A 16,145-nucleotide genomic window follows, 5' to 3' on the forward strand; every position below is an offset into this window, starting at 1 on the left:
CAGCCGCAGCAGCCAGGAATTCATCAACTGCAGGAGAGGAATCCATGAAGTACGCAGATATTGCTCAGGACATGCAGGGCCTGCTCGGTGGCAGCGCCGATGGTCAGCCCAGCCGCCGCGCGGCATTGCGGGCTGCGCTGGGTGCCGGGCTGGGCGTGGGCTATGCCTGCGCGGCAGGCCCGGTGATGGCGCAGACGGCCATCAAAACCTCTGCAGATGGCCTGACCGCAGGGGAGGTCAGCATTGATGTCAAAGGGTTCAGCGTTCCGGCCTATCGCGCCATGCCTGCAGGCCAGAAAAATCTGCCTGTGGTTCTGGTGATCTCGGAAATCTTTGGCGTGCACGAATACATTGCCGACACATGCAGGCGGCTGGCCAAGCAAGGCTATCTGGCAATTGCGCCGAATCTGTTTGTGCGCCAGGGCGACCCCATGGCGTACAGCGAGATGGCCAAGCTGATGAGCGAGGTGATTGCCAAAGTGCCTGATGCGCAGGCTATGGGTGATCTTGATGCTGCCGTGCAATGGGCTGGTGCCAACGGCGGCGACACCCGCAAGCTTGCCATTACCGGCTTTTGCTGGGGTGGTCGCATCACATGGCTGTATGCAGCGCATGCGCCGGTCAAGGCTGGTGTTGCCTGGTACGGCCGTCTGCAGGGTGCCAAGAATGACTTGCAGCCCATGTACCCGGTAGATCTGGTGGGCCAGCTCAAGGCGCCGGTGCTGGGGTTGTACGGCGGTCAGGATCAGGGCATTCCGCTGGAGTCTGTTGAGGCGATGAAGGCCGCTCTCAAGCAGGGAAGCGCATCTGCCAAGGCTTCGGAGTTTGTGATCTATCCCGATGCGCCGCATGCCTTTCATGCGGATTACCGGCCCAGCTATCGGGAGCAGAGCGCCAAAGATGGATGGGAGCGCATGCTGGCCTGGTTCAGGCAGCATGGTGTGGCCTGAGTATTTTTTCAGGGGGCTTGACAGCTTTGCTAAGGTGAAAGAGATCCCCTTTTGTGCGCAGCCCGTGCGCGCCACATTCGGGGCTGACGGTATGGGGATAGTCAGAGGTGGCCGCTCAAGCGCGTGCATTCTGCGAAAATCCTCAGGTTTCGCCTGTAAAAGGCTGCGGTTAAGCCATATAAAGCTATGACATTGGTAGCAATTATTCTGGCCACCCTGGCTGCCGGTATCGGCAGTGTCTGGGTGGCCGCATTGTTGATGGGTCTGGGAGGCAGCAAAGCGCCTGGCGTCATGCCTCAGCGGTTGCTGAGTCTGGCTGCGGGAGCCTTGCTGGCCACGGCATTCATGCATTTGCTGCCCGAGGCATTTGAAAGCCATGGCAAGGCGCATGACCTGTTCGTGGTGCTGCTGGTGGGGCTGGTGTTTTTCTTTTTGCTGTCCAAGGCAGAACTCTGGCACCACGGCCATGAACATTCGCATGGCGAGGCCCATGCCCACCACGCGCACGATGCCCATCACGAGCATGGACACCATCACGGGCACGACCATGGCAAAGGTGGCTGGGCCATTCTGACGGGCGACAGCGTGCATTGCTTTGGCGATGGCGTGCTGATTGCCTCGGCCTTCATGGCAGATATCCGCCTGGGTGTGATTGCAGCGCTGTCGGTGCTGGCGCACGAGGTGCCTCACCACATGGGCGATATCGTGGTGCTGCGCCAGTCCAGCAGCAATCGCCGTGTGGCGCTGGTCAAGGTTTCCATGGCGGGCGCAGTCACAACACTGGGCGGCATTGCAGGCTATTTTCTGATTGGTCAGCTTCATGATCTGCTGCCGTATTTCCTGACCATTGCGTCCAGCAGCTTTATCTATGTGGCGCTGGCCGATCTGATCCCTCAGCTGCAAAAGCGGCTCAGCGCCAAGGAAACAGCGGCGCAGGTTTTCTGGCTGCTTCTGGGTATTGTTGTCGTCACCGTGATGAGTGGTGCGGCCCACAACCATGCGCATGACCACGAACACGACCATGAGGGCGATCACGCGCACGAAGTGGTGAGCAAGCCTGCGCAGGAGCCGGCGCACAGCCATTGAACCCGAGCGCGCAAGGGCGCCAGGGCGCAATGGTCGCTTTCGTCACATCAGCCGGTCCCACGCGACCGGCTTTTTTCAATCAATCTCTTTGAGTTCAGCCCTGACCGCAGCCAGCTGGCGCCGTGAGATGGGCAGCAGCTCTGGCACACCCTGCAGGCGCAGGCCCCAGCCTTCGCCCTCATCCGGGTCGTCATATTTCTCCAGCCCCCGCAAGGCGGCGCGCAGCACCAGCGCATTGCGGTGCACGCGAAGCAACTGTTCGCTGTGGCGGGTTTCCAAGTCGGCCAGTGCGCCGTCCAGAATGTAGTTGCGCTGTACCGTGCGCACGGTGATGTATTTCTGCTCCGCCTTCAGATAGCGCACCTCGGACAGCGGCAAGCGCAATGTGGCGCCGCGCTCCTGAATCAGCAGTGCAGGGCCGCTATCGACGGTGCTGCGAGCATTCAGTGAACGCTCTGCTTTCTGTAGCGCCTGCTGAAGGCGCTGCAAGCGCACAGGCTTGGTCAGATAGTCGGCGGCGTCCAGCTCGAACGCATCCAGCGCATGGTTGGCGTGGGCGGTGACAAACACGATGGCAGGTGGCTGCGGTAGCTGGGCCAGGGCCTGTGCCAGCTGCAGCCCGTTCTGGCCTGGCATGTGAATGTCCAGCAGCAGCACCTGCACAGGCGTGGGCTGCGCGGCCTGCAATAGCTGCAAGGCCTGTTGCGCATCTGCCGCTTCCTGCACGCAATGCGGGCCATGTTCGCAGTCGCCTATCAAGGTGCGCAGCCTGGAGCGCGCCAGCGCTTCGTCGTCAACGATCAGAATGTGCATGGCGGGATTGTCCTGCGTTTGATGCGCTGGTGGCCAGGGGAACGCTCAGGCGCACCACATAAAGCCCGTCACGCTCGCGGGCGCTGAGGCTGGCTTGCAGATCGTGCAGCAGCGACAGGCGGGCTTTGACGTTATCAAGCGCAATGCCATGCCCCGGGCTGCTGGCCTCCGCCGGTGGTGAGGGCAGGGTATTGGTGATCTGAATCAGGGCTTCGCCACCGTGCTTTTCGGTGCGCACCTGCACTGTGCCGCCACGCGGGTTGGGCTCCACGCCGTGGCGTATGGCGTTTTCCACCAGCGGCTGCAGCAGCAGCGGCGGCAGCAGCGCGCCATGCACGCTTTCATCCAGCTGCCATTGCACTTCCAGCCGTTCGCCAAATCGCACTTGTTCAATGGACAGATAGCGTTGCGCCAGCTCAATCTCCTGGGCCAGTGTGGTGGTGAGGTTAGGCTCTGCCAGCGCATAGCGAAACAGGTCGCTCAGGTCTTCCAGAAGCGCCTCTGCTCTGGCAGGCTCTGCACGCACCAGCGCAATGGCGCTGTTGAGCGTATTAAAGAGAAAGTGGGGCCGAATGCGCGACTGCAGCTCTGTCAGCCGTGCCTGCGTTTGCGCGGGTGTGCTGCCCCGTGCACGCAGCACCAGTGCGGTGACCAGCAAGGCCGCCAGCAGCCCGCCGGTAAGAGCACTGGCCAGCCAGGGCATGGCCTTGTCAATGCCGATGAAAAACAGCATGGCGCAGGAATACAGCCCCGCCATTGCCCCCAGCAGCACTCCCGCCAGATACTGGCCGCGCATGCCCAGCTGCTGCAGCTGGTGCTTGAGGCTGCAGGCCGCAATCAGCCAGACCAGCGTGCCGGGCAGGCTGGCGCCGGTGAGCAAGGCGGTGATGGTGAACCATTCAAAAAAAGTGTCCGCACCGTAGATGGCAGCTGTGGCAACAACGACCTGCACAAACAGCACGGCGCGCAGCACCACACCGGCATTGCAGGCGTCAAACACCAGCGTGCGGCGAGATGGGCTGTGAGCGGAAGCGGGCAGTGATGAAACAGGCAAGGTCAATGGCGGGTGCAGGGCAATGGCTTTGATTATTGGCCGAGAGTCAGCCTATCAGCACCATTGGCAACCCTGCTGTCGGCTGCATGCATCAGCCGCAGGGTGCAAAGCTTGCGCTGACTCAACGCTGGCGTGCGGCTTGAAAGCGCCGCAGCGACCAGAAAACGCCAGCCAGAATCAGTGTCATGGGCGCCAGTTCGCTGGCTTTGGGAAGGCGCTGCTCATACAGAAAGTGGTAGGCCAGTGCAAACAGGGTTTCAAACACCAACAGCTGCCCCACAAAGGTGATGGGCAGGCGCTGGCTGGCCGCATTCCACATCCAGTTGCCCAGCCAGGAAGAAAAAATGGCCACGGCCAGATTTAGCAGCCAGAACAGCTGCCAGCGCTGGGCAGGAATTTCGGGGGCATCCGTTGCAGCAGGGCTGAGCAGCCACAGCAGGGCCCAGAGCAGGGCGCTGATCAATCCCACCACCAGCCCCCAGAGCGTGGACCATTGCGTGCCGCTGAACTGGCTTTGTGCCAGATAGCGGGTGTTGTCCAGCGCGTAGCGGCTCCAGCAGATCACGGAGGCCACAGCCATCAGAACGCCGAGCAGATAGCGCCCGTGGCTGCCAGCCGCCTCGGTGGTCAGCGCATGGGCGTTGATGAGCACAATGCCCGCCAGAATCAGCGCCATGGGCGCCAGCATGCGGCGCAGCGGAATCGCTCCACTGGTGTTGCGGCCCAGCAGGGGCACGGTGACAGGAACCAGCCCCACGATCAGCGAAGTGACGGCCATGCCAATCCATTGCACCGAGGTGGCCACCAGCGCGAAATACACCACATTGCCTGTCAGGGCCAGCCAGATCAGATGCCAGACATCGGCCTTTTGCAGCTTGGGCAGCAGGCGCGTGGCCTGGGGCAGAAAGACGCACAGTGCCACCACGCCGTACAGTACAAAGCGGCCAAAGGTGATTTGCAGCGGCGAGAATTCCGGCAGCATCACCGGCACCAGAAAAATGGCGGCCCACAGCGCACAAGCGGCCAGCGCAAAGCCAAAGCCAAAGCCGGAAATCAGGGAAGAGCGGGAATGCATGCCGGGCAGCGCAGCAGCCGGGGCGGCTGCCGGAGGAGAGAAAGCGAAGACAGCCCCATTGTCTGCGCAAGGCAAAACCCGGCGCACAGCGGCCAGATTCATCGTTTTGAATCAAATGCCCGTGCAGTGCTTAATCAACAAGCGCAGGGTGCTATGAATTTGTGAGTTATTGAGTGGGCAAGGCTGCTTTGCCGTAGTTGCAGGCAATGGCTCTGGGCTTGTCCGGCGCTGCGGGCCAGTCAGGCCGATAAAATCCCTGTTTCTGCTTTGCACAGCCGTCACGCCAGCTTTTGAACAGGCGGCCTGTGGTTTTACGGGATTGTTGTCCTCACATGTCTACATCTGCTCCTTCGCACAACCAGCTCGACTCCAAGGCCGAGGCCTGGTCTGCCCTGTTCTCCGAACCCATGAGCGACCTGGTCAAGCGCTACACCTCCAGCGTGTTCTTCGACAAGCGCATGTGGCAGGCCGACATTCAGGGCTCGCTGGCCCACGCCGAAATGCTGTCGGCTCAGAAGATCATTGGCGCTGACGACTTTGCCTCCATCCAGAAGGGCATGGCACAGATCACCGCCGAAATCGAAGCTGGCACTTTCGAGTGGAAGCTGGACCTGGAAGACGTGCACCTGAACATCGAAGCGCGCCTCACGGCCCTGGTGGGCGATGCGGGCAAGCGTCTGCACACCGGCCGCAGCCGTAACGACCAGGTGGCCACCGACGTGCGCCTGTGGCTGCGCAGCGAAATTGACCTGATCGAAGGCCTGCTCAAAGAGCTGCAACGCTCGCTGGTCGAAGTGGCCGCCAAGAATGTGGACGTGATCCTGCCCGGTTTCACCCACCTACAAGTGGCCCAGCCCGTGAGCTTTGGTCACCACATGCTGGCCTATGTGGAAATGTTCAAGCGCGATGCCGAGCGCATGCTGGACGTGCGCAAGCGCGTCAACGTGCTGCCGCTGGGCTCGGCCGCGCTGGCTGGCACCACTTACCCGCTGGACCGCGAACGCGTTGCCAAGACCCTGGGCATGGAAGGCGTGTCGCAAAATTCGCTGGACGGCGTGTCTGACCGCGACTTCGCGATTGAATTCACCGCCGCTGCCAGCCTGTGCATGGTGCACGTGAGCCGTCTGTCCGAAGAGCTGATCATCTGGATGAGCCAGAACTTTGGCTTCATCAAGATTGCCGACCGCTTCACCACCGGCTCGTCCATCATGCCCCAGAAGAAGAACCCCGATGTGCCCGAGCTGGCACGCGGCAAGACCGGCCGTGTGGTCGGTCACCTGATGGGCTTGATTACGTTGATGAAGGGTCAGCCCCTGGCCTATAACAAAGACAACCAGGAAGACAAAGAGCCGCTGTTCGACACCGTCGATACGCTCAAAGACACGCTGCGCATCTTTGCCGAAATGATTGGCGGCCAGTTCAATCCTGCGACCGGCACCAAGGAAGGCGGCATCACCGTCAACGCCGCCAATATGCGCGCAGCAGCCCTGAAGGGCTATGCCACCGCCACCGATCTGGCGGACTATCTGGTGAAGAAGGGCCTGCCCTTCCGCGATGCCCACGAAACCGTGGCGCACGCTGTGAAGCTGGCTACGATGAAGGGCGTGGACCTGACCGAGCTGCCACTGGCTGAGCTGCAGGCTTTCAACCCCAATATTGAAGCCGATGTGTTCGAGGCACTGAGCCTGGAAGGCTCGCTCAACGCCCGCAATACGCTGGGCGGCACAGCGCCTGCGCAAGTGCGTATCCAGCTGGCCAAGCATCAGGCCCGTCTGGCTTGATCGGCTGAACAGGATATGGCGTAAATCTCACGCCGGGAAAGCGCCCTTTACCGGGCGCTTTTGTTTTGGTTAATCTAGAAAAATTGAGGAGAAAACCCATGACGCAGAACCGCCGTCTGATCTTGCGCGCCGCTGCTGGCGCGGCCGCAGCCAGTGCGCTGGCACCCATGGCCTGGGCGCAGTCCGGCCAGCCCATCAAGATTCTGGTGGGTTTCCCGCCCGGTGGTGGCTCGGACGCCATTGCGCGCCTGCTGGCCGATAAACTCAAGGATGAACTGGGCGGCGTGACGGTGCTGGTGGACAACCGCCCCGGCGCAGGTGGCCAGATTGCGGCGCAGATGCTCAAGGCCTCGCCTGCCGATGGTCACACGCTGTTTCTGACGCATGACCACACCATCTCCATCCTGCCTCAGGTGGTGAAGAAGCCTGGCTTTGAGCCGCATCAGGACTTCATGCCCGTGGCGGGCATTGCGACCTTTGTGAATGCGCTGGCCGTTTCCAGCCAGACGCCCGCCAAGAATCTGGCTGAATATGTGGCCTGGATCAAGGCGGGCGCCAAGCGCGGCACGATTGGCATTCCTGCTCCGGCATCCACGCCCGAGTTTCTGGTGAAAATTCTGGCTGAGCATTACAAGCTGGACCTGGTGGCGGCGCCCTACCGCGGCAGCGCCCCCATGCTGGCGGACATGCTGGGCAACCAGATTCCTGCGGGCATTGGATCGGTGCCGGACTTCATGGAAAACCACAAGGCAGGCAAGCTGCGCGTGATTGGGGTGCTGGGTGCCAAGCGCCAGACGTCCATGCCCGATGTGCCGACCTTGCTGGAGCAGGGCATCAAGGGCTTTGAAGACCCGCCGTACTACGGCATCTTTGCGCCAAAGGGAACGCCTGCGCCTTTTGTGGAGCGTTTTTCCATCGCAGTGGCCAATGTGCTCAAGCAGCGCGACGTCTATGCACAGCTGACGGCGCTGGGTCTTACAGTCGGATACATGAATCCAGCACAGCTGGCAGCCCGGGAAAGTGCCTATACCGGGGTTTGGGCCGGTATCATTCGACGCAGCGGTTTCCAGCCGCAGTAGTCCGCGCGTGCTGATTGGGAGCCACATGGCCCTGCTTCACTGGTGGAAGCAGGGCTTTTTTGCATCTGCTGTCACACAGCTGTGAACTACTGCGAGACGGGATCGAACTCCAAACTCAAACAGCAGGGCCGGCGTCAGAGGGCCTTCACAAAGGGATGACTCTATGACTGTGCCAAGCACGGAGCCGAGCGGAGCGAGAAACGCGAGGGTAAGTCAACCAGCACCACGCTGGCGCAAGCTGCTGGGGGCTAGCTTGCTATGGGGGCTGGCAGCAACGGCCGCACATGCGGTGGGCGTGCGCCAGTTCAGCCCGCAGGGCGATATCGCCACGGTGGGCCAGGTGGTGGTTCAGCTGGATAGCGCAGGCGTGCGGTTTGGCGACCCCAAGGCAGACGCCCCTGTCACGCTGAAATGCAACAACGCGGATGCCGCCAAAGGCCAGGGCCGCTGGAACAGCGAAAAGGAATGGGTCTTTGACTTCACCCAGAACCTGCCCGCTGGCGTGAGCTGCTCGGCGCAGATCAATCCCAAGTTCAAAACCGTGGCTGGCACAGCACTGACAGGGGCTTCCAGCTATCAATTTCAGACTGGTGGCCCACAGGTCTCCAGCATTGCGCCTGATACCTATGAGCAGGTGGACGAGCAGCAATTCTTTGCACTGCGCCTGACGGGCGCCGCCACGCCAGACAGCTTGCAAAAGCGCGTCTGGTGTACCTCTGAAGGGGTGGGCGAGCGCATTCCTGTGCAACTGATTGACGGCAAGGACCGCGATGCCGTGCTCAAGCAGCAGCACTGGGACAAGGATGCCGCCAAGAGCCCGCAGAGCTATGTGGTGCTGGCCTGTAACCGCCGCCTGACATCGGGCAGCAAGATGACCCTGGTCTATGGCAAGGGCGTGGCCATGGCCAACGGCCTGGTCAGCAAGGACGAGCAGCGCTACGAATACCAGGTGCGCGAGCCTTTCTCGGCAGACTTCAGCTGCGAGCGCGAGAACGCCAACTCCGCCTGTCTGCCGATTCGCCCCATGCGCCTGAGTTTCAATGCGCCCGTGCCGCGCAAGCTGATTGAGGCGATCCGCCTCAAGAGCGGCGCATCGGCCGTGGCGCCCATCATTGAGCAAAACGGCGACAAGCTGGCCGATGACTCGCTGGTGGAGTCGGTGACCTTCCCGGCCACCATGACGGCCAATGCCAAGTACACCGTTGAGCTGCCGCCGCAGTTCAAGGATGCTGCTGGCCGCACGCTGACCAACGCCAATATGTTCCCGCTGGCCACGGCCACGGGCAATATGCCGCCGCTGGTGAAGTTTGCGGCGTCGCCTTTCGGCATTGTTGAGCGCTTTGCCGAAGGCCCCAACGGCCCGGCCCTGCTGCCTGTGACGCTGCGCAATGTGGAGCCCGAGCTGACTGCCAAGTCGCTGGACGCCAGCGTGGTGCGCACCAAGAAGGGCGGCTCAGACGCCGACATCATCGCCTGGCTGAATAAGGTTGATCGCTACGATAGCTATAGCGTAGAGCGCAAGCAGGCAGCGCGTGATGTGCGTGTTTTGCCACCAGTTATCAATGATGACAAGCACTGGGTGCAGTCGCGCATGCTGTCGCTGCTCGATGGCCAAAGCCAGGTCAAGACACTGGAAATGCCCAAGGCTTCCAAGGGAGACCCCCGTCCGTTCGAGGTGGTGGGCATCCCGGTCAGCCCTGGCTTCCAGGTGGTTGAAATTGCTTCGCCCATGCTGGGCAAGTCGCTGCTGGACGAGGGCTATGGCGCAGGCCGCACCATGTATGTGCGCACCTCTGTGCTGGTGACCAATCTGGCGGTGCACTTCAAGCTGGGGCGTGAAAACTCCATCGCCTGGGTGACTTCGCTGGACAAGGGCAAGGTTGTGCCCGGTGCTACGGTCCAGATCTCCAGCTGCAACGGTCAGTCCATTGCATCGGCTGTGACCAACGAACAAGGCGTGGTGACCTTCAAGGGGCTGGACCCCAGCGCGCCTCGCTGCGAAGGCGAGGGCTACAACAGCCATAGCGGTAATTACTTTGTCAGCGCCCGTATTGCGGATGACATGGCGTTTGTCTGGAGCGACTGGCAAAAGGGTATCGAGCCATGGCGCTTCAATGCCCCCACCAGCTCCAGCAACCAGCGTGATGAAGTGGCGCACACGATTTTCGACCGCATGCTGTTCCGCGCGGGCGAGACCGTGTCCATGAAGCACTTGATGCGGGATCTGGTTGGCCCTGGCGGCAAGAACAATGGTTTTGTGCTGCCCCCCAGCTACCCTGACAAGCTCACGATCACCCACCTGGGCAGTGGCCAGCGTTTCACGCAGGCCCTGAGCTGGAAGAGCAATGGCAGCGCCAACAGCGAGTTCGCCATTCCCAAGGCCGCCAAGCTGGGCGAATACTCGGTAGAACTGGGTTACGCCAATGGCGGTGGTCGCCGCTCCAGCTTCAGCACCGGCATCTTCCGGGTTGAAGAGTTCCGCTTGCCCGTCATGGAAGGCCGCGTGGGCCCTGCTGGCAAGGATGCGCTTTATGCCGTGACCAGCGTGCCGGCCGAGGTGCAGATCAACTACGTCTCTGGCGGTGCTGCCGCGAATCTGCCAGTCAAGGTTTCGGCTCTGACACGTGGCAAGTCGGTTGATTTTGCGGGCTGGGAAGGTTTCAGCTTCAACGCTCCGCGCAGCGCACAGGATGTGGGCAGCAGCGACGATGAAGAATCCACGGCCAGCGATGACACCAAGGTGGTGGCTGACAAGCTGCCCGTGACGCTGGACAAGAACGGTCTGGGCAAGGTCACCATCGACAAGCTGCCCAAGGCCACAGAGCCGCGTGAGCTGCTGATGGAAGCCACTTATGCCGACCCCAATGGCGAAGTGCAGACCCTGCGCAGCACGCGCACCATCTGGCCTGCGGCTGTGGTGGCGGGTGTGCGTTCTGAAGGCTGGGTGTCGGTGGACCGCAAGCTCAGCTTCCAGGCGCTGACGCTGGATACCGCAGGCAAGGTTGCGGCGGGTGTGTCCGTCAAGGTTGAAGCCGTGGCGCGTATCACCACTTCCAGCCGCAAGCGTCTGGTAGGTGGTTTCTACAGCTATGACAACCAGACCACGCTGAAGTCGCTGGGTACCGTGTGCTCTGGCACATCGGACAGCCATGGCGTGCTGCAGTGCGAGGCACAGCTGTCGCAGGCTGGCGAGGTGGAACTGATTGTTCGCGCTTCTGACAAGGATGGCCGCAGCTCGCAGGCCGCGACATCGGTGTGGGTGACAGGCCAGGGCGAACTGTGGTTCGGCGGCGAAGACCACGACCGCATGGACGTGCTGTCTGAGCGCAAGAGCTACGAGCCCGGCGAGACAGCGCGCTTTCAGGTGCGCATGCCTTTCCGCAGCGCCACGGCGCTGGTGTCGGTCGAGCGTGAAGGCATCGTCAGCACCCAGGTGGTGGAGTTGACGGGTGAGAACCCCACGGTCGAGCTGAAGATCCAGGAAGACTGGGGTCCGAACGTGTACGTCAGCGTGCTGGCCCTGCGCGGCCGCCTGATGGAAGTGCCCTGGTACAGCTTCTTTACCTGGGGCTTCAAGTCGCCACTGGAGTGGTGGCGTGCCTTCTGGAATGACGGCAAGGAATACGTTGCACCGACTGCGATGGTGGACTTGTCCAAGCCTGCTTTCCGCTTCGGCATGTCTGAAATCCGCGTGGGCCTGAAGGGGCACACCATTGATGTGAAGGTCACATCGGACAAGAGCAGCTACAAGGTGCGCGGCACAGCCAAGGTCACCATCAAGGGCACGCTGCCGGATGGCAAGCCCGCTGCGGGTGCCCATGTGGCACTGGCGGCAGTCGATCAGGCCCTGCTGGAGCTGATGCCCAACAGCAGCTGGAATCTGATGGACGCCATGATGACGCGCCGCGACTGGGGTGTGCAGACAGCGACGGCGCAGATGGAAATCATCGGTCGCCGCCACTACGGCAAGAAAGCCGTTCCTGCGGGCGGTGGCGGTGGCCGCAGCCCCACGCGTGAGCTGCTCAACACCTTGCTGGTGTGGATGCCCGATGTGACGCTGGACGCCAACGGGCTGGCGCTGATCGATGTGCCGCTGAACGATGCGCTGACCACCTTCCAGGTGGTGGCCGTGGCCGATGCAGGCACCAGCCTGTTTGGTACCGGTCAGGTGGCAATTCGCACCACGCAGGATCTGCAGATCATCAGCGGCCTGCCGCCGCTGGTGCGCGAGGACGATCTGTTCCGCGCCCAGGTCACGCTGCGCAACACCTCGGCCAAGGCCATGAAGGTGGAAGTCACACCGCGTGCCACGCTGCTGGAACTCAAGCCCCAGACAGTGGAGATTCCAGCTGGTGAGGCGCGGGAAGTGGCCTGGGATGTGAAGGCTCCGGCCCAGCTCTCGGGCACGCGTGCCGAAGCGCTGATCTGGGAAATCTCGGCCCGCGATACCAGCGGTGGATCGGATGCTGCGCAAGATGCCCTCAAGGTCAGCCAGCGCATCGTGCCCGCTGTGCCGCTGAGCGTGCAGCAGGCCACTCTGGTTCAGGTGGATGGTAACTTCACCATGCCCGTGGCGCCGCCTGCAGATGCACTGCCCGGCCGTGGTGGTCTGCAGATGTCTCTGGTGCCCAAGCTGACCGAAGGTTTGCCTGGCGTGCGTGACTGGTGGGCGCGTTACCCATACTCTTGCTTGGAGCAGACAACCAGCAAGGCTGTGGGCATGAACAGCCCTGAGCTGTGGGCCAGCACCATGGCCCAGCTGCCCAACTATCTGGACAGCGACGGTCTGGCCAGCTACTTCCCGCTGCAGGAAGGCACAAGAAGCCGTGGCAGCGATACGCTGACTGCACATCTGCTGAACATGTCGGCCCTGGCACAGGGCGTGGACAAGCGCTATGTGATTCCTGCTGCAGAGCGTGGTCGCATGGAAGACGGTCTGGTTGCCTTTGTCGAAGGCCGCATCCAGCGTGACTTCTGGAGTCCCCGCAAGGATCTGGAAATGCGCAAGCTGGCGGCGATTGCGGCGCTGGCACTGTCTGGCAAGGCCAGCCCGCGCATGCTGGACAGCATCAACATCACGCCGAACCAGTGGCCCACACACGCGCTCCTTGATCTGGTGACGCTGCTGCAGCGCATGAAGGATGCACCGCAGCGCGATGAGCGACTGGCACAGGCGCAGCAGATTCTGCGCTCGCGCCTGACCTTCAATGGCACGCGTGCTGGATTCAGCAGCGAGCAGGACGATAGCTGGTGGTGGCTGATGCAAGGCCCGGATGTGAATCTGGCACGCCTGATTCTGGTCAACGTCAACGATCCGGCCTGGACGCCTGATATGCCTCGTCTGGTTAGCGGCTTTATTGCACGCCAGCAGGCTGGTGCCTGGAACACCACGACGGCCAACCTGTGGGGTGCGCTGGCGCTGCGCCGTTTCTCGGCCAAGTTCGAATCCGAGGCGGTGGCTGGCACGACCGTGGCCAGCCTGGGCGGCAACGAAGCCAAGGTGGACTGGAGCGCTGTAAAGCGCGCCACGACGGAAGACGCACAGGGTGCAGCCCATGTGGCCAGCGCCTTTGGCGAGCCTGTGCGTGCCGGCGGCATGATGAACAACACCATGTTCATGCCCTGGGCCAAGGCGGGTAAGGGCCAGCTCAGCGTAAGCCAGCAAGGCTCCGGCAAGCCCTGGCTGACCGTGCAGTCTGTGGCTGCGGTGGTCTTGAAGGCACCTTTCGCTTCGGGCTACAGCATCAAGAAGACCATCACGCCTGTGGAGCAGGCGGACAAGGGCTTCTTGGGCGGTGGCCAGTACACCCGTGGCGATGTGCTGCGTGTGACGCTGGAAGTGCAGGCCAAGACCGATATGACCTGGGTGGCGATCTCTGACCCCATCCCGACAGGCGCCACTATTCTTGGCGGCGGGCTGGGTCGTGATTCGGAAATTGCCTCCAAGGGCGAAAAGCAGGAAGGTGGAGGCTGGTTGGCCTATGAAGAGCGCAGCTTTGAGGCCTACCGTGCCTACTACCAGTACCTGCCCGCAGGCACGACCAAGGTCGAATACACCGTGCGCCTGAACAACGCTGGTGAGTTCGCCCTGCCGCCCACACGCGCCGAAGCGCTGTATGCCCCTGAGATGTTTGGCGAGACACCTAACGCCAAGATCAAGGTGAACATGCCCAAGTAAGCGCCTTGCAGGCACTGCAAAGCCCCGGTCCGCGAAAGTGGCCGGGGCTTTTTTGCAGCTGTGGCTGGGCTACAGTCGGAAATCGTTTCAAGGAGTTGAAAATGCCAGGACCTGCCGCCGCCGGTGTGCTGCTCTATGCCAAGAACCGCGCCCAGCTGGCGCATTTTTATCAGCAGGTTCTGGGCATGCAGCAGCTGCATGAAGACGCACACATCACCGTGCTGGAGTCTGCTGCGCTGCAACTGCTGATTCATGCCATTCCGGCAGAAATTGCGGCGCGCATTTCTATCGATACGCCACCCCGGCGGCGCGAAGATGTGGCGCTGAAATTTTTTGTCACTGTGCCATCCATTGCGCAATCTGCCGGTGTGGCGAAGCAGCTGGGCGGCGAGGTGTTTGAGGAGCGCTGGCAGGGCCCGGGCTTCACGCTGTGCAATGCCATGGACTGTGAGGGCAATGTCTTTCAGCTGCGAGAATTGCAAAATTCATAGCTGCTTGCGCTTGATGAATATGCGCTGCAGGCTGGTTTGATTGAAGGAGTTGCCATTGAATATCCTGACCTGGAACACGCAGTGGTGCTGCGGCATGGATGGCCAAGTCAGCGTGGAACGCATCGTGCAGCACGCCTTGCAGATGGGTGAAGCGGCGGGAGGGCTGGATGTGCTGTGCCTGCAGGAAATAGCGGTCAATTACCCAGCCTTGCAGGGCCAGCCGGGAAACCAGCTCGCTCAATTGCAGGCGCTTTTGCCGGGCTGGAATGTTTTCTTCGGCGCCGCCATTGATGAGTTCACGGCGCAAGGGCGGCAGCAGTTTGGCAATGTGATTGCCACGCGGCTGCCGGTGCTGCAGATTCAGCATCATCCATTGCCCATGCCCGCCGAGGCTGACATGCGCTGCATGCCGCGCATGTGTTCGGTGGTGACGGTCAATGACCCAATGCTGGGGCCGGTGCGCATCATGACCACGCATCTGGAGTATTTCTCCAGACGTCAGCGCATGGCGCAGGCCAGGGCTTTGCGGGCCTTGCACATGCAGGCTTGCGCGCTGGCCGATGTGCCACCGCAGCCATCCTCTGATGGCTCGCCCTACCAGACCAAGCCGCACACCCATCACGCCGTGCTGTGCGGAGATTTCAACTTCGAGCCGCATGAGACGGAATATGCACAGCTGTCTGCCCCCTGGGGCGCCAGTGAAACGGATGGCCTGCGTGCAGGGCAGTGGCATAACAGCTGGAGCGTGCTGCACCCCGATGCGCCGCAACCGCCCACATTCCGTCTGCAGGATCGCACCTGGGGGCCAGAGCCAGGTGCTTGCGATTTCATTTGGGTCAGCGACAGCCTGAAGAGTCATGTGCAGAGCTGGCAGGTGGACAGCGGTACACAGGCATCCGATCATCAGCCGGTGCTATTGGCTTTGCGCTGACACTGCTTGAGGATGTAGCGCGTGCGTGCGCAACCGGCCTGCATGGTTTGATCCAACAATTCAAGGAGGATTTCATGAACAGCAATCTTGCTTCCATGTCTGTGATGTTTCGTCGTAACTGGTGGGCCCTGCTGCTGCGCGGTCTGGCGGCCATCGTCTTTGGTGTTCTGACCTGGCTGCAGCCTGCGGCATCCGCCGCTGCGCTGGTGCTGGTGTTTGGTGTCTATGTGCTGGTAGATGGCGTGCTGGCCATCTTCTCGGCTTTTCAGAGCCGCAAAGAATCCAGTCACTGGTGGGTGGTGCTGATCTGGGGGCTTATCAGCACGGTGGTGGGCTTGCTGATGCTGTTTCAGCCTGCAATTACGGCGCTGGTGATGACGATCTACATCGGTGTCTGGGCGCTGATGACTGGTGTGATGGAGGTCGTGGCCGCCATTCGCCTGCGCAAGGAAATTCAGGGCGAATGGCTGCTGATTCTGGGTGGTCTGATTTCCGTGCTGTTCGGCATCTTTGTGCTGATGCAGCCTGCCGCCGGCATGATGGCCATGCTGTGGGTGCTGGCTACCTACGCCGTGGTGTTTGGCGCACTGATGGTGGTTCTGGCTTTCAAGGTCAAAAACGCCTTCTGAGGCATTGCAGGCATCCAGAGCGGCCCGGGCAAGGGCCGCTTTTTTGTGACCATAAGTTGCGCGTGCTGCGCCTGTACC

The 16,145-nt window shown here is 61.6% G+C and carries 11 protein-coding genes; 8 read left to right on the plus strand and 3 right to left on the minus strand.

Annotation, left to right across the window (positions count from 1 at the left end; translation table 11 throughout):
• Positions 1-44: 44 nt before the first annotated feature.
• Positions 45-950 carry a dienelactone hydrolase family protein gene (locus tag JDW18_RS05215; protein WP_218242644.1) on the plus strand — a complete coding sequence of 302 codons (906 nt, stop codon included), beginning with the start codon at positions 45-47 and terminating at the stop codon, positions 948-950.
• A gap of 186 nt (positions 951-1,136) precedes the next feature.
• Entirely contained in the window at positions 1,137-2,036 is a 900-nt protein-coding gene (locus tag JDW18_RS05220) for a ZIP family metal transporter (protein WP_218242645.1), read from the plus strand.
• A 75-nt stretch (positions 2,037-2,111) separates the two neighbouring features.
• Here JDW18_RS05220 and JDW18_RS05225 read toward each other — a convergent pair whose 3' ends face one another.
• The 3 genes from JDW18_RS05225 to JDW18_RS05235 all read right to left on the minus strand — a co-directional run bounded on the left by JDW18_RS05225 (position 2,112) and on the right by JDW18_RS05235 (position 5,080).
• Entirely contained in the window at positions 2,112-2,849 is a 738-nt protein-coding gene (locus JDW18_RS05225; RefSeq protein ID WP_218242646.1) for a LytR/AlgR family response regulator transcription factor, read from the minus strand.
• The gene (locus tag JDW18_RS05230) at positions 2,830-3,903 is read right to left on the minus strand and encodes a sensor histidine kinase (RefSeq protein WP_218242647.1); all 1,074 of its coding nucleotides are present in this window, start codon (positions 3,901-3,903) and stop codon (positions 2,830-2,832) included. The genes JDW18_RS05225 and JDW18_RS05230 overlap by 20 nt, the downstream gene beginning before the upstream one ends.
• Positions 3,904-4,024: 121 nt before the next feature.
• Positions 4,025-5,080 carry a DMT family transporter gene (locus tag JDW18_RS05235; RefSeq protein ID WP_246610282.1) on the minus strand — a complete coding sequence of 352 codons (1,056 nt, stop codon included), beginning with the start codon at positions 5,078-5,080 and terminating at the stop codon, positions 4,025-4,027.
• Positions 5,081-5,310: 230 nt separating this feature from the next.
• Here JDW18_RS05235 and argH point away from each other — a divergent pair, with 230 nt between their 5' ends.
• From argH to JDW18_RS05265, 6 genes are all read left to right on the plus strand, one after another.
• Positions 5,311-6,759 carry an argininosuccinate lyase gene (argH, locus tag JDW18_RS05240; protein WP_218242648.1) on the plus strand — a complete coding sequence of 483 codons (1,449 nt, stop codon included), beginning with the start codon at positions 5,311-5,313 and terminating at the stop codon, positions 6,757-6,759.
• Positions 6,760-6,857: 98 nt separating this feature from the next.
• Positions 6,858-7,838 (plus strand): Bug family tripartite tricarboxylate transporter substrate binding protein, encoded by a 981-nt coding sequence (locus JDW18_RS05245; protein ID WP_218242649.1) that lies wholly within the window; start codon positions 6,858-6,860, stop codon positions 7,836-7,838.
• Positions 7,839-8,001: 163 nt separating this feature from the next.
• Entirely contained in the window at positions 8,002-14,016 is a 6,015-nt protein-coding gene (locus JDW18_RS05250) for an alpha-2-macroglobulin family protein (protein ID WP_218242650.1), read from the plus strand.
• 101 nt (positions 14,017-14,117) lie between these two features.
• A complete protein-coding gene (locus tag JDW18_RS05255; protein ID WP_218242651.1) occupies positions 14,118-14,507 on the plus strand; it encodes a VOC family protein in 390 nt (129 codons plus the stop codon).
• A gap of 55 nt (positions 14,508-14,562) precedes the next feature.
• On the plus strand, positions 14,563-15,438 hold the full coding sequence (locus JDW18_RS05260; RefSeq protein ID WP_218242652.1) for an endonuclease/exonuclease/phosphatase family protein: 876 nt from the start codon (positions 14,563-14,565) through the stop codon (positions 15,436-15,438).
• 74 nt (positions 15,439-15,512) lie between these two features.
• Positions 15,513-16,067 (plus strand): HdeD family acid-resistance protein, encoded by a 555-nt coding sequence (locus JDW18_RS05265; protein WP_218242653.1) that lies wholly within the window; start codon positions 15,513-15,515, stop codon positions 16,065-16,067.
• Positions 16,068-16,145: the final 78 nt, after the last annotated feature.

This window comes from Comamonas fluminis (genome assembly GCF_019186805.1).
GTDB classification, from domain to species: domain Bacteria; phylum Pseudomonadota; class Gammaproteobacteria; order Burkholderiales; family Burkholderiaceae_C; genus Comamonas; species Comamonas fluminis.

Excerpts from the sequence above, each read along its gene's own strand:
- JDW18_RS05215 (WP_218242644.1), top strand. The coding sequence starts at position 45 with ATGAAGTACGCAGATATTGCTCAGGACATGCAGGGCCTGCTCGGTGGC.
- JDW18_RS05220 (WP_218242645.1), top strand. The coding sequence starts at position 1,137 with ATGACATTGGTAGCAATTATTCTGGCCACCCTGGCTGCCGGTATCGGC.
- JDW18_RS05225 (WP_218242646.1), bottom strand. The coding sequence starts at position 2,849 with ATGCACATTCTGATCGTTGACGACGAAGCGCTGGCGCGCTCCAGGCTG.
- JDW18_RS05235 (WP_246610282.1), bottom strand. The coding sequence starts at position 5,080 with ATGAATCTGGCCGCTGTGCGCCGGGTTTTGCCTTGCGCAGACAATGGG.
- argH (WP_218242648.1), top strand. The coding sequence starts at position 5,311 with ATGTCTACATCTGCTCCTTCGCACAACCAGCTCGACTCCAAGGCCGAG.
- JDW18_RS05245 (WP_218242649.1), top strand. The coding sequence starts at position 6,858 with ATGACGCAGAACCGCCGTCTGATCTTGCGCGCCGCTGCTGGCGCGGCC.
- JDW18_RS05250 (WP_218242650.1), top strand. The coding sequence starts at position 8,002 with ATGACTGTGCCAAGCACGGAGCCGAGCGGAGCGAGAAACGCGAGGGTA.
- JDW18_RS05255 (WP_218242651.1), top strand. The coding sequence starts at position 14,118 with ATGCCAGGACCTGCCGCCGCCGGTGTGCTGCTCTATGCCAAGAACCGC.
- JDW18_RS05265 (WP_218242653.1), top strand. The coding sequence starts at position 15,513 with ATGAACAGCAATCTTGCTTCCATGTCTGTGATGTTTCGTCGTAACTGG.